Below are 13009 nucleotides of genomic sequence, written 5' to 3' on the forward strand. Positions count from 1 at the left end.
GTCTAGGCGCCGGCCTGGCTGCCAGCGTGTGCCGCGCCGAGGGACCGGACGGCCTCCACCGCCGCGACGACGGCGCGGGCCGCCTGGTCGAGGTCGGCGGACGCGGTGTCCTGCGTCCAGGACAGCCGCACGGCACTCCGCGCCGTCTCGCCGTCGAGACCGAGCGCCAGGAGGACGGCGGACGGCTCGGAGGATCCGGCCGCACACGCGGACCCGCTCGAGCAGACCACGCCGCGACGCTCGAGTGCCAGGAGGATCGCCTCGCCGCTGACGCCCGGGAAGCAGAAGGAGGCGAGATTCGGGAGCCGGCGCGCGGCGTCACCCGTGAGCAGGGCCCCGGGCACGCCGGCGAGCACCTGCGCGATGAGGGCGTCGCGGGATGCCGTGGACCGGTCGGCGGCCCCGGGCAGGGCGGCCTGGGCGAGTTCCAGTGCGCGGGCGAGGCCCACCGCGCCCGCCACGTTCTCCGTCCCCGACCTGCGCCCCCGCTCCTGGCCGCCGCCGTGGAGCACCGGCTCGCAGGGCGTCCCGGAGCGGAGATACAGCAGGCCGATCCCCTTCGGCGTGCCGAGTTTGTGCCCCGAGACGCTGAGCGCGGTGACGCCGAGCCGGTCGACGTCCAGGGGAAGCCAGCCCGCAGCCTGCACGGCGTCGGTGTGGAAAGGCACACCCGCGCGCCGGCAGACCTCCGCGAGCTCCGGGATGTCCTGGACGGTCCCCACCTCGTTGTTCGCGTACATCACGGTGCACAGCGTCGTCGTGTCCTCGAGCGCGGCGGCGAGGTCCGACGGCGAGACGCGGCCGCTGCCGGAGACGGGCAGCACCGTGGTCCGGAAGCCGTGGAACTCCCGCAGGTAGGCCAGGACCTCCAGCACCGCCGGGTGCTCGATCGCACTGGTGACGATGTGCCGGCCGCGCGGGGCGGCGAGCGCCAGGCCCTTGAGCGCGAGGTTGTCCGCCTCCGTGCCGCCCGAGGTGAAGATGATCTCCCCCGGCCTGCAGCCGAGCAGCGCGGCGATGCGGGACCGTGCGCGCGCGTAGTCCGACGCCGCGGCCTCGCCGTAGGTGTGGTGGCTGGAGGGGTTGCCGAACGTCGCGGTCAGCAGGGGCCACATCTCCTCGAGGACCTGGCGCCGGGCGGGCGCGGTGGCGGCGGCGTCGAGGTAGATCACGGGTGCCCTCCCGGGTCGACGATCGCCGCCCCCTGCGCCGCGAAGTCCAGGCCCAGGTCCAGGGAGCGGACGCTGTGGGTGAGCGCTCCCGCGGAGATGATGTCGACGCCGGTGGCCGCGATCGGCCCCACCGTGTCGAGGCGGACGTTCCCGCTGGCTTCGACGAGCGCGCGGCCGCCGATGCGGCGCACGCCCTCCGCGAGGTCGGCCGGCGCGAAGTTGTCGAGCATGATGGTGTCCACCCCGGCGGCGAGGACGGGCTCGATCTGGTCCAGCCGGTCCACCTCCACCTCGACGTGCACGGTGTGCGGGAGCCTCGACCGCGCCGCCCGGAGGGCCGCGGTGAGGGCCTCCGGGCCGTCCACGGCGAGGAGCGCCAGGTGGTTGTCCTTGACCATGACGGCGTCGGACAGGCCGGAGCGGTGGTTCGACCCTCCCCCGCAGCGGACGGCCCAGCGCTCCAGGACCCGGAGCCCCGGCGTGGTCTTGCGGGTGTCGGTGATGCGCGCGCGGGTGCCCGCCGCGGCGTCGACGAAGGCGCGGGTCATGGTGGCGATCCCGCTGAGCCGCTGCGCGATGTTGAGGGCCGTCCGTTCGGCGGTGAGGATACCGGCGGCCGGTCCTGCGATCTCCGCGAGGGTGTCCCCCGCGGCGAAGGCGGTCCCGTCGGCCCGCGGGAAGGTGACCCGGATCCGCGGGTCGGTGAGGCGCATCGCGGCCTCGATGGCGGCCGTCCCGCAGAGGACGCCCGGCTCGCGGGCCGTGATGGTCGCCGTCGCCCGCTGATCGGGACGGATCAGGGCCTGGCAGGTGAGGTCCCCCCACGGCGCGTCCTCGGCGAGGGCTGCGGCCACGACGGCGTCGATGAGGTGCTGCGGCGGCCGCGCCGGTTCGACGGCGGCCGGGGAGGGGGTCCGGGCGGCGGTGGTTGCGGTCTCGGTCATGGACGTGTTCCTTCGGTGGCTCGTGCGTAGGACCGGCTCGGGGCGGGAGCCTGCGGCGCGGGATCGGGCTGGTCCGCGCGGTGGTGCGCCCCGCAGGACCCCGTGCGGCGGGACGCCGCGTGCACGAGCAGCCGTGCGCACAGCAGCAGGTTGGCGAGCTCGGGGTCGGTGTCCGGGCGGTAGGAGGCGAGGTGCTTGCGGGCGAGCTCCAGTCCGGCGCCCGTGCGGAGCACTCCCGCGTGGTCGGACATGACGGCCTGCAGGTCGCCGCGCGTGAACGGCTGCGTGCCCGTCTCCTCCGCCTCGAGGTCGAGGTACTCGACGTCGAAGGACGGCGCAGGTCCCCCGCCGGCGGCGAGCGCCGCCGCACAGCGGGCACCGAACACCACGCCCTCGAGCAGGCTGTTGGAGGCCAGCCGGTTCGCGCCGTGCACACCGGTGCGGGCGACCTCCCCGACGGCGAAGAGGCCCGGGACGGATGTCCGCCCCGAGGTGTCCGTCCGCACGCCGCCCATCCAGTAGTGGGCCGCCGGCACCACGGGGACCGGCGTGGTGGACCAGTCGACGCCGTGCTGCGCGGTCAGGGCCGTGAGCGTGGGGAAGCGCCGGACCAGGAATGCGCGGCCGAGGCCCGTCGCGTCGAGGTACACGCCGGCACGACGGCGCCCCTCCCGAGCGCCGTCGCCCTCGGGGGTGCCGGATCGGCCGCCCGCGGGATGGTGGAGGAGGTGCTGCGCGATGCTGCGCGAGACGACGTCCCGCGGCGCGAGGTCCCCGTCCGGGTGGTAGCCGGCCATGAACCGGTGGCCGTCGGCGTCGACCAGGTGTGCGCCCTCGCCCCGGACCGCCTCGGAGATCAGCGGGTTGCCGGGCACGTCGAGGGAGGTGGGGTGGAACTGGAAGAACTCGAGGTCAGCGACCGCGGCACCGGCGCGCCAGGCGAGGGCGACGCCGTCGCCCGTGGCGATCCGGGGGTTGGTCGTGGAGTCGAACAGCTGGCCCGCCCCGCCGGTCGCGAGGACGACGGCGTCCGCCCGGAGGGTCCGCGCGGCTCCGCCGTGGAGCACCTCGGCTTCGACGAGTTCAAGATTCTTCCCATCCAGGGCTTCGGCTTTTTCCGCTTCTACGAGTTGGCAAACTCCACTCGCTAGGCCGGCCTCCCACAGGCGGCGCCCGTATACTGCCAGACCGGTCGCGCCCTCCCGGGCGGACCACCACTGGAACAGCTCACCGCTCGGGACGCTCCAGCCGAGGTCGTCGCCGGGTGCGGCGATNCCTCGACGCCGGAGGCCCGCCGGCGGCCCCGGCGGGTCCGGGGTGTGCCGTCGTCGTGGCCGGCGCCGTCCTGCAGCAGCACGCGCGTCACGAGGGTGTCTTCGAGGACCTCGATGCGGGGGTCGCGGCGGACCGCGGCGGTGAGCGCCGCGACGAGTCCCGCCCCGGAGGCGTCGCCGCCGAGGTGCAGGACCCTCGCCGCCGAGTGCGCGGCCTCCCGGCCCCTGGCCGGTACTGTCGCATCGGCCGGCGAGGCGTCGAAGACGACACCCGCGGCCTGGAGAGCGGCGATGCCCTGTGCCGCCTCCGCGCAGAGCACGGCGACGGCCTCGGGATCCGCCAGTCCCGCGCCGGCGGCCAGCGTGTCGGCGATGTGATCGGCGACGGAGTCGTGCACGGCCGCCCGGGTGCCCGGCGGGTCCGGGACGACGGCGGCGATACCTCCCTGGGCGTACCGGGTGTTGCTCTCGGCGAGCGCCGTCTTGGAGGCGAGGACCACGTCGCAGTGCGGTGCGAGCCGGCGCAGCACCAGGGCGGTCTGCAGGCCGGCGACGCCCGAGCCCACGATGACCACGCGCTGCACGGAGTCCGCCGTCATGGCTGGACCGCGAGCATCCGGTTCAGCGCGATCCGGGCCGGTTCGGCGACGGCGTCCGGCACCGTGATGCGGTTGAGCACCCGGCCCTCCACGAGCCCCTCGAGCACCCAGGCCAGGTAGCCGGGGTGGATCCGGTACATCGTGGAACACGGGCAGATCACCGGATCGAGGCAGAAGATGGTGTGCTGCGGGTACTGGGCGGCGAGGCGGTTCACCATGTTGATCTCGGTGCCGACCGCGAAGGTGCTGCCGGGTGCGGCGGCGTCGATCGCCTTGCGGATGTAGTCGGTGGATCCCGACTCGTCGGCGGCGTCGACCACGGGCATGGGGCACTCGGGGTGCACGATCACGCGCACGCCGGGGAATTCTGCGCGGGCCTTCTCGATCTGCGCCACGGTGAAGCGCCGGTGCACCGAGCAGAAGCCGTGCCAGAGGATCACGCGGGAGTCCCGGAGCGCCTGCTCGTCCGTGCCGCCCCAGGGCTTGCGCGGGTTCCACAGGGGCATCTGCTCCAGCGGCACGCCCATGGCCTTGGCGGTGTTGCGTCCCAGGTGCTGGTCCGGGAAGAACAGGACCCGCTGGCCCCGCTCGAACGCCCACTCCAGCACGGCGGCGGCGTTCGAGGAGGTGCACACGATGCCGCCGTTCTCCCCGCAGAAGCCCTTCAGGGCGGCGGAGGAGTTCATGTACGTCACGGGGATCACGGGCCGGCGGCCGTCGGCGTCCGGCGCTGAGCCGAGGAGCGCGGTGAGCTGGTCCCAGCACTCGGAGACGGAGTCGATGTCCGCCATGTCCGCCATGGAGCAGCCGGCGGCGAGGTTGGGGAGGATGACGGCCTGCCGGGGCGTCGAGAGCATGTCCGCGGTCTCCGCCATGAAGTGCACCCCGCAGAAGATGATCGCCTCGGCCGCCGTCCGTTCCGTGGCGGCGCGCGCGAGCTGGTAGCTGTCACCCACGAAGTCGGCGTACTGCACCACCTCGTCGCGCTGGTAGAAGTGGCCGAGGATGACGACGGACTCGCCGAGGGTCTCCCTCGCCGCGCGGATACGCCCGTCGAGGTCCTCGGCGGACGCCGTCCTGTACTCCTCGGGCAGTTCTCCCTGCCGGGGGGTGGCCGCCGGGGCGATGTCGAACATGGACGCGCCGGGACCGTAGTCGGGCAGGGGTGCGGCATCGAACGCCCAGGGGTCCTGCGCGAGATCCGGCGAGCAGGTCCCGGTGGCCCCGGCGGCCCCGGTGGTGCCGGCCTCGCCGCGGGTGATCAGCTGGATGGCGGTGGTGACGGACATGGGGCTTCTCCCTGGGGGTGGGGCCGGCGCGGCGGTCGGCAACGGGGCGTAGGTGGAATCGTGCCTGACGGGGACTAGGACGCCGGCGCGGCCGGCGAGGGGCCGGCCTCGACGTCGGAGGGCGGGGCCCCGGAGGGCGACGCCCCGGAATGCGGTCCCGTGGAGCGGTAGAGGCGCGGCGGCCGGTTCCGACCGCCCTGGAGGACCTCGTCCGTCGCCGCGATGTCCTGCGCCGATCGCAGCTGGCGCCGGAAGTTGGCCGGGTCGAGCTGCCTGCCGAGCACGGCCTCGTAGACGCCCCGCAGTTGCGCGAGGGTGAAGCGCTCGCCGAGGAAGTGATACGCGACGGACCCGTAGGTGACCTTGCCGCGCAACCGCTCCAGGGCGTAGGCGACGATCTCGTCGTGGTCGAAGGCGAGGCCCACCGCCTCGGAGGCGCGGAACCAGCGCACGTTCTCCGAGTCGCGGGCCAGATCCGCCTGATCCGGGCGGACGAGGGCCCAGTAGACGATGGACACCAGCCGCTGGGTGGCGGACCGGTCCAGCCCGCCGAAGGCGTAGAGCTGTTCGAGGTAGGTGGGGTCGAGGGCGGTCGTGTCCCGCAGGTTCCGCGAGGCGGCGTCCTGCAGCGACTCGCGGGCGCCCAGCGGGCCGCCGGGCAGGGCCCACTTGCCGAGGTGCGGCTGCCGGATGCGCCGGACGAGCGGCAGCCAGATCTCCGACCGGCCCGATGCGGGGTCGGTGCGGAGCGCGAAGATCACGGTCGAGATGGCGAGGGAGGGGGCCTGGGACTGCCGTTCCGAGACGTTGGCCGAGCTGTACATCCCCGATCCTCCGACCGTCCGTTGTGTTCCCTACTTGTTAGGGTCATAACGACTATAACTCATGGGGGGCCGTTCTCGCAGGGGACGTCCGACCTGATGAGGTCCGCGTGGAGGGGTCCGCCGCCCTGCACGGTCCCGCCGCGCATACGATGGGACCCATGGACCACCATGCCGTGCACGTCGTCGAAGGCGTCGACCCCCGTCTGTCCATCACCCGCAGCGATGCCGGTGAGCCACTCGACCTGCCGCCGATCCTGCTGCTGCACGGCTTCGGCTCCTCCTCCCGGCAGAACTGGGTGGAGACGGGCTGGGTCCGCTTCCTGAACGACGCCGGGCGGAGCGTGATCATGGTGGATCTCCCCGCGCACGGCGACAGCGCGGCGCCGGAGGACGCGGGAGCCTACGCACCGAGCCGCATGCGCGCGGACATCCTCCAGGCCCTGTTCGACGAGCGGGTCCTCCCCCTGCGCAGCGACGTGCCGGGGTCCGGCGTCGACGTCGTCGCCTACTCCCTCGGGTCGCGCCTGGCCTGGGAGTTCGGCGCCACCCAGCCCGAACTGGTCCGCAGGATGGTGCTCGGCGGTCCCGGCACCGCCGATCCGCTCGCCGGCTTCGACCTCGCGGGGGCGGAACTCTTCCTCGCCGGCGGGCCCGCCTCACAGGACCCGACGACGGCGGACCTGCTGCGCATGGCGCAGGCCGGACCGCACAACGACCTCCCCTCGCTGCTCGCGATGGTCTCCGCGATCAAGACGGAGCCGTTCGACCCGCGGCACGCCGTCCCGAAGATGCCCCTGCTCCTGGTCGCCGGGGACCAGGACGAATACGCCGAGGGGATCACCGACCTCCGGGACTGGGCCCCGGACGCCCGCATCGCGACGCTGCCCGGCAGGGACCACTCCAACGCCATCACCGCCCGGCTCTTCAAGGATGAGGCCCTCGCCTTCCTCGCCTGACAGGCCGATGATCAAGGTTCGATAAAGCGTGCGCCGGACGGGTAATTCCCCTGATTCACAGCGTTATACTGGCCACTGATCAGCAGCCTTACAGGTCGCCGGTCGACGCCCATCATCGGTAGGGGGAGGACACGCATGCCCGTCCTCCTCGCGGACCGATATCAGACCACGGACCTGCTGGGAGTCGGGGGCACGGCGTCCGTGTACCGCGCGGTGGACCGCACCCTCGGGCGCGACGTCGCCGTGAAGATCTTCAACGCCACCACCTCCGACGACGACGACTACCGTCGCCAGCACACGGAGAAGGTCCTGCTCTCCACCCTGAACCACCCGGGTCTCGTGACCCTCCACGACGCGGGGATGCACCAGGACCAGGAGGGCCGCACCGCCGGCTTCCTCGTCATGGAGTTCGTCGACGGGGAGGATCTCCGGCACCTGCTCAAGCGCGGCGCCCTGCCGGCCGACGACGTCGCGCAGCTCGGGGCGGACCTGGCCGACGCGCTGGCGTACATCCACTCCGAGGGCGTCATCCACCGGGACGTGAAGCCCGCGAACATCCTCCTGTTCTACAGCGGTGACAACGGCACCCGGCTGTACCCGAAGCTGACGGACTTCGGCATCGCCCGCATGGTGGAGGGTACCTCGGCGACCGCCGTCGGCGCGACGATCGGCACGGCGAACTATCTCAGTCCCGAGCAGGCGAAGGGCGACCCGCTCGACGAGCGGAGCGACGTCTACTCACTGGGCCTCGTGCTCCTCGAGTGCCTGACCGGCGAGAAGTCCTTCCCCGGCCCGGTGGTCGAGGCCGCCCTGGCCCGTCTCCTGCGCGACCCGGAGGTACCCGACTGCCTGGGGCCGGACTGGAGCGGACTCCTGCGGCGGATGACCGCGAGGGATCCCTCCCTCCGACCCGCCGCGCACGACGTCGCCCTGCAGCTCCGCAGCCAGGACGATCCACGGGCCGACGCCCGGGCCGTCGCGCGCCCGACCGGCCTCGCCTCGCCAGGGACGTCCGGCGGGCCGGACGACGGCGAGCCCGTCACCGGCGGCATCCTCACCGGGAACGTCCACATCCCGGCCCCGCCCTCCCGCGCTCCCCGCATCAGCTGATCCCGGGGAACGCGTCGCCTGCCGCTCCGTCGGCGTGCCACGCGGTGCCCCGGACAGAACTGCGCCCCCACCGGTCCGTCCGGCGGGGGCGCAGTTCCGTGCTGTCGTCGTGGGATCCGGCGGGCTAGTGCCCCTCGCCCGCGTCTTCCTCGGGCTCGAAGCTGCTCGGCTCGTCCGTGGAGCCGGCGGCCACGCCGTCGCCACTGGCCGGGATGGTGCCTTCGGGTCCGGCGCCCTGTGGTTCTGCGGCGTCGTCGTGCGCGGTGCCTTCGGTGCTCATGCGTCCTCCTGGATCTCGGTGTCCTTCGATCCTATGCGTCCCGCGGAGTCACTGTCAGCCTGCTGACGACTCCGCCCGGGACCCGTCAGGCCCGGCTGACGCGCCGCAGCGCGGCGGCGGACACCGCGCCGAGGACGAGCAGGACGGCCGCGGCGGCTGCCGGGACGACGGCGGCGGCGGCCGATCCCCCGGTCTCGGCGAGCGTCCCGGCCAGTCCGGACCCGACGGCCGTGCCGGCGACGATGCCGCTCGCGAGGAGCGTCATGACCGTGCCCAGGCGGTGGGCCGGTGCGACCGCGGAGCCGATGGAGAAGATCGTGACCATCGTGGGCCCCACGAAGACTCCGAGGAACAGCAGAGCCACGAGCATGGCGGCGATCGTCGTGGGCAGGGCGAGGGCGGCGGCGGCCACGGTCATGGCGGCGGCCGAGACCATCCACCGGTGCGTGTGGCGGAAGCGCTGCGGCCAGTAGGCGACGGACAGCGCCGCGACCGCCGAGGTCAGGCCCATGACCGCGTAGAGCAGGCCCGATGATTCGGCGGCACCGAACTGGCCCGAGAAGGCGGTCAGGAAGGTCTGGGTGGACCCGAAGAACGTGCCCACCGCCACCATGCCCGCGACGGGCAGCAGGACGAGGGCGGACCGGGCCGCGGCCGGGTGGTCCTCGTCCGCCCCGGAGCCGGCGTCACCGTCGACAGGGGTGCGGGCATCGGACGAGGCCCGGTCGCTGTACGCCACGGTCCGGTGCACGGCGAAGGCGCTGACGAGGGTGATGGTGAGCGCCGCGGCCAGCGCGAGTGGGAGCCAGGGGGCGATCAGGCTCGCGAGCAGGCCGACGAGGGCCGGCCCCAGGACGAACGTCAGCTCGTCCGCGGTCCCCTCGTAGGAGAGCGCGGTGTCCAGGGCGGACCGGGGGCTCCGTCGGGTCATGGCCATCCACCGGACCCTGGCGAGCGGACCGATCTGGGGGCAGGTGAAGCCGACGGCGAAGGCCGTCGCGAGGACGAGCGCCAGCGCTCCCCCGCTGAAGCCGGCGCTGGTCAGCGTCACGATCAGGAGGGCCGCGATCGCCGCGGTGTTGAGCAGTGCCGAGACGAGCAGGACGATGCGCTGCCCGCGTTTGTCCGCGAGGAAACCGAGCAGGGGCGCCCCCAGGGCCGACCCGAGGCCGACGGCGCCTGCCGAGAAGCCACCGGCGGCGTAGGAGCCGCTCGCTGTCGTGACGAGCGTCAGGGCTCCGACGGTGAGCATCGCCAGGGGAAGACGGGCGAAGAGGCCGAGGACGAGGAAGGAGGTTCCCGCGAGGTGCGGGAGGACGCCGAACTTGCCGAGACGGGACCGCTGGGGGCCGGGCACGATCGGGGACGAGGGGGCGGCGTGGGACGACGTGGCGTCCGGCGAGGCCGATGAAGGAGTGATGTACATGCGCTTTTCCGGGTGCATCGAACGCGCATCGTCCCCCCTCCCGATGCGCCCGACCCGGTAACGGCCCGAGTTTACACGCTGGCGGGCTGCTCCACATAGCGGAGGATCGAGCCCTGCCGGCCCTTCACGACCTGCAGCTGCGCGCTGACCCGCTGCTTCAGCTCCGGCACGTGACTGACCAGTCCCACCACGCGTCCGCCGCTCCGCAGTCCCTCGAGCGCATCCATGACCTGCTCGAGGGCCTGGTCGTCGAGGGAGCCGAACCCCTCGTCGACGAACAGGGTCTCGATGTCCAGCCCACCGGCCTCCTGCTGCACCACGTCGGCCAGTCCGAGCGCGAGCGCGAGGGACGCCATGAAGGACTCCCCTCCCGAGAGCGTCGAGGTGTCGCGCTTGTTCCCCGTCCAGCCGTCGATCACGTTCAGGCCGAGCCCGGACCTCCGGTTGCCCGCCGTGGCGTCGCTGTGGACCAGCTGGTACCGGCCGTCCGACATCTGCAGCAGCCGCTCGGTGGCCGCGGCGGCCACCTGTTCGAGGCGTGAGGCGAGCACGTAGGTGGCGAGGGACATCTTGTAGAGGTTCTCCCCGCCGCCGCGCGCGGTGTCGGCCACGGCCGCGGCCAGCTGGGCCTCCTGCCGCAGCGGGGCGATGTCCTTCTCGAGGTCGGCGAGCTGCCGGGCATACGAGTCCAGCTGCGCCACCGAATGCCCGAGCACCTCGGCGCCGATGCCCGCACGCTGCGCCCTCCCCCTCAGGTCGTCGGCCGCGGCGCCGGCCACGCGCTCGTCGTCGTCGGTCGGCGCGAGGACCCCCTCCTGCTCCTCGCGGAGGGTCTCCCGGACGGCGTCGTCGTCCCAGGCGGCGTCGAGGCGGTGGCCGCGCAGCTCGTACTCCTTCACCGTCGCCGCGAGGCTCGCGGAACGGTCCTCCGGCAGGAGGGCGGCACGTGCCTCCGACGCCGCTTCGAACGGCGTCCCCTCGAGTGCGTCCTGGAGGCGCCGGGCGTTCTCCTGCTGCGTGTCGGTCGCCCGCGCCAGCGCGTCGAGGGTCTCCCGGACGCGGTCGAGGTCGTCGTGGGCGTCCTGGACGGCGTCGATCCGCGCGGCCAGCGACGGCGCGTCCGCCTGCAGCCCGGCCAGACGCCGGGACAGCTCGGCGTCCTGGTCCGTCAGGGACGACCGCCGGCTCTCGGCAGCGGCACGCTCCTCCCGCAGCGCGTCCCGCTGCGCACCGGTCCTGTCTTCCTCCTCGACCGCCCGCCGCATCCGCTCCTCGACGGCGGCGCACTCGGTGTCGGCGGCCTCGGCGCGCTCCAGGGTCGAACGTGCCGACTGCGTCGCCGTAGCGGCGTCCTCCGGGGCCGTCCCGCCGCCGCGGGCAGCCAGCTGTGCCACCTCGAGCCGCTCGCGGTCCCGTGCCTCGCGGGCCGCCTGCAGCGCCGCTTCGGCCTCGGCCTGGAGCCGGCGTGCGGCCTGCTCCTCGTCGAGGCTGATCCGCTCGCCCTCCGGCGAGGAGACCGGTGCCGGGTGCTCCGTGCTCCCGCACACGGGGCACGCGTGCCCGTCCTGCAGCCGGTCCGCGAGTTCCTGCGCTGCCTGCTCGAGCCGGAGCTGCAGCTTGGCCAGCCACTCCTCCTTGAGCGTCAGGAACCGCTCCGAGGCCAGGGCGTAGCCGGCGTCCGCTGCCACCTGGCGCTTCGTCGCGAGGGTGTACTGCCTGACCGTCTCCTCGGCGGCCACCGCGGCGGCGAGGTCCGTGCGGAGGTGGGCGAGCCCGTCGGCGGCCTCCCGCAGGGGCACGAGGCTCTCGGCGTCGGCGGCGCGCTGCCGCTGCAGCCGCGCGATACCCTCGCGGGCGCCGTCCAGTTGGTCATCGAGCCGGCGGATCGTCGACGCGAGGGCTTGCAGCCCGGCGCGGACGTCGAGCAGCCGCTGCTCGTCCGGCAGGGCGGCCCGCAGCACGGCGAGGACCGAGGAGGACGCCGCGCAGGCGCTCGTCAGGGCGTCGCGGGGCACGCCGCCGTCCGCTTCCTCCCCGGGGGCGACGTCGAGGTACTCACCGGCCGTGGCATTGCGCCGGAGGCGGTCGAGTGCTTCCGCGTGCCGGGCCCGGGCGTGCTCCACGAGGGAGGCCGCCTCGTCGTCGAGCCGGAGGTGGGCGGCGAGCCCGCGGGCCTGGTCGTGGCGCCGTCCCAGTCCCACCCGTTCCGCGATCTCCTCCGCCCGGCCCAGGTGCTCCTCGCGTTGTGCCCTGAGCTGCGCCAGCGCGTCGAAGCGGAGCCGCCGCTGCCTGAGCGTGGCGAGCGCACCGTCGGCCTGCGCACTCTGCACGGCGAGGTCCGTGGATTCGAGGGCGGCCGCGTCGCGACGTCCCGAGAGCGCCAGGGACAGCGCCTGCAGCGTCGCGGCCCAGCCGTCCGGGGCGTCCGGATCGGCGCCGACGTCCGCCGGTGCGAGGTCGTGGCGTCCGGCCTCGTCGATGGCGCGCAGGAACAGGTGCCGCTGCCGGTCCTCCTGCTCGGCCAGGCGGCGGGCGGTCCGCAGGTTCTCCTCGGCGAACAGCCGTTCGAGGTCCTCGAAGCGTGACGTCGAGAAGAGCCGCTGCAACAGCTCCCGGCGCGGTTTGGCGTCCGCCCTCAGGAAGGCGGCGAACTCGCCCTGCGGCAGCATCACCACCTTCGTGAACTGCTCCTTGTCCATCCCGAGCAGGGACTGCAGCTCGAGCCCGGCTTCGTCGTTCCGCGCCGACTTCTGCACCCAGTCACCGTCGATCCGCTCGCTGAGCAGGGTGCGCGCCTGTTCGGTGGTCGTGCCGCTCCCCCGTCGCGACGGCCTGTCCCAGGCCGGCGACCTGACCACCCTGAAGCGGCGATCGGCGACGGAGAACTCGAGGGAGACCTCCGGGGCGAGGGACTCGGCCGCGTGGTCGCTCCGGAGCCTCTTCGCCGCCTGGCGCGCCCCCGGGACGGAGCCGTACAGCGCGAAGCACACCGCGTCGAGGACGCTCGACTTCCCGGCGCCGGTGGGTCCGTTGAGGAGGAACAGGCCCTGGGCCGAGAGGGCGTCGAAGTCGACGCCCTGCCGGTCGGCGAACGGCCCGAAGGCCTGGATCTCGAGGTGATGCAGTCTCATGGGA

Annotated in this window: 10 protein-coding genes and 1 pseudogene; 2 read left to right on the top strand and 9 right to left on the bottom strand. The window is 73.7% G+C overall.

The genetic code is table 11. The features are described from left to right. Nucleotides 1-2: 2 nt before the first annotated feature. The 6 genes and pseudogenes from RY94_RS13830 to RY94_RS13855 all read right to left on the bottom strand — a co-directional run bounded on the left by RY94_RS13830 (nucleotide 3) and on the right by RY94_RS13855 (nucleotide 6102). Complete coding sequence (locus tag RY94_RS13830; protein WP_043446002.1) at nucleotides 3-1172, bottom strand: cysteine desulfurase family protein; 1170 nt, start codon at nucleotides 1170-1172, stop codon at nucleotides 3-5. Beyond that, nucleotides 1169-2116 carry a carboxylating nicotinate-nucleotide diphosphorylase gene (nadC, locus tag RY94_RS13835; protein ID WP_052274361.1) on the bottom strand — a complete coding sequence of 316 codons (948 nt, stop codon included), beginning with the start codon at nucleotides 2114-2116 and terminating at the stop codon, nucleotides 1169-1171. The genes RY94_RS13830 and nadC overlap by 4 nt, the downstream gene beginning before the upstream one ends. After that, nucleotides 2113-3174, bottom strand: a pseudogene (locus tag RY94_RS13840) (L-aspartate oxidase); the annotation flags it as partial. The pseudogene RY94_RS13840 and the gene nadC, both read right to left, overlap by 4 nt. A gap of 89 nt (nucleotides 3175-3263) precedes the next feature. Further along, nucleotides 3264-3989 (bottom strand): FAD-binding protein, encoded by a 726-nt coding sequence (locus RY94_RS13845; RefSeq protein ID WP_043446003.1) that lies wholly within the window; start codon nucleotides 3987-3989, stop codon nucleotides 3264-3266. Beyond that, nucleotides 3986-5278: a quinolinate synthase NadA gene (nadA, locus tag RY94_RS13850; protein WP_043446006.1), complete on the bottom strand. Its 1293-nt coding sequence runs from the start codon at nucleotides 5276-5278 to the stop codon at nucleotides 3986-3988. Before nadA ends, RY94_RS13845 begins: the two co-directional genes overlap by 4 nt. Before the next feature lie 74 nt (nucleotides 5279-5352). After that, nucleotides 5353-6102 (bottom strand): NUDIX hydrolase, encoded by a 750-nt coding sequence (locus RY94_RS13855; protein WP_052274363.1) that lies wholly within the window; start codon nucleotides 6100-6102, stop codon nucleotides 5353-5355. Nucleotides 6103-6260: 158 nt separating this feature from the next. Here RY94_RS13855 and RY94_RS13860 point away from each other — a divergent pair, with 158 nt between their 5' ends. Then, nucleotides 6261-7058 (top strand): alpha/beta fold hydrolase, encoded by a 798-nt coding sequence (locus RY94_RS13860; protein ID WP_043446771.1) that lies wholly within the window; start codon nucleotides 6261-6263, stop codon nucleotides 7056-7058. A gap of 135 nt (nucleotides 7059-7193) precedes the next feature. Continuing rightward, nucleotides 7194-8168: a serine/threonine-protein kinase gene (locus tag RY94_RS13865; protein ID WP_043446009.1), complete on the top strand. Its 975-nt coding sequence runs from the start codon at nucleotides 7194-7196 to the stop codon at nucleotides 8166-8168. A 124-nt stretch (nucleotides 8169-8292) separates the two neighbouring features. Here the strand turns inward: RY94_RS13865 and RY94_RS18185 are convergent, their stop codons facing one another. The 3 genes from RY94_RS18185 to RY94_RS13875 form a co-directional block, all read right to left on the bottom strand. Beyond that, the gene (locus tag RY94_RS18185; RefSeq protein ID WP_197060676.1) at nucleotides 8293-8448 is read right to left on the bottom strand and encodes a hypothetical protein; all 156 of its coding nucleotides are present in this window, start codon (nucleotides 8446-8448) and stop codon (nucleotides 8293-8295) included. Between the two features lie 85 nt (nucleotides 8449-8533). After that, a complete protein-coding gene (locus tag RY94_RS13870; protein WP_052274364.1) occupies nucleotides 8534-9874 on the bottom strand; it encodes an MFS transporter in 1341 nt (446 codons plus the stop codon). A 71-nt stretch (nucleotides 9875-9945) separates the two neighbouring features. Continuing rightward, nucleotides 9946-13005 (bottom strand): AAA family ATPase, encoded by a 3060-nt coding sequence (locus RY94_RS13875; RefSeq protein ID WP_043446012.1) that lies wholly within the window; start codon nucleotides 13003-13005, stop codon nucleotides 9946-9948. Nucleotides 13006-13009 lie beyond the last annotated feature (4 nt).

Origin of the sequence: Arthrobacter sp. L77 (assembly GCF_000816565.1) — a bacterium.
In the GTDB taxonomy this organism is placed as follows: domain Bacteria; phylum Actinomycetota; class Actinomycetes; order Actinomycetales; family Micrococcaceae; genus Arthrobacter_D; species Arthrobacter_D antioxidans.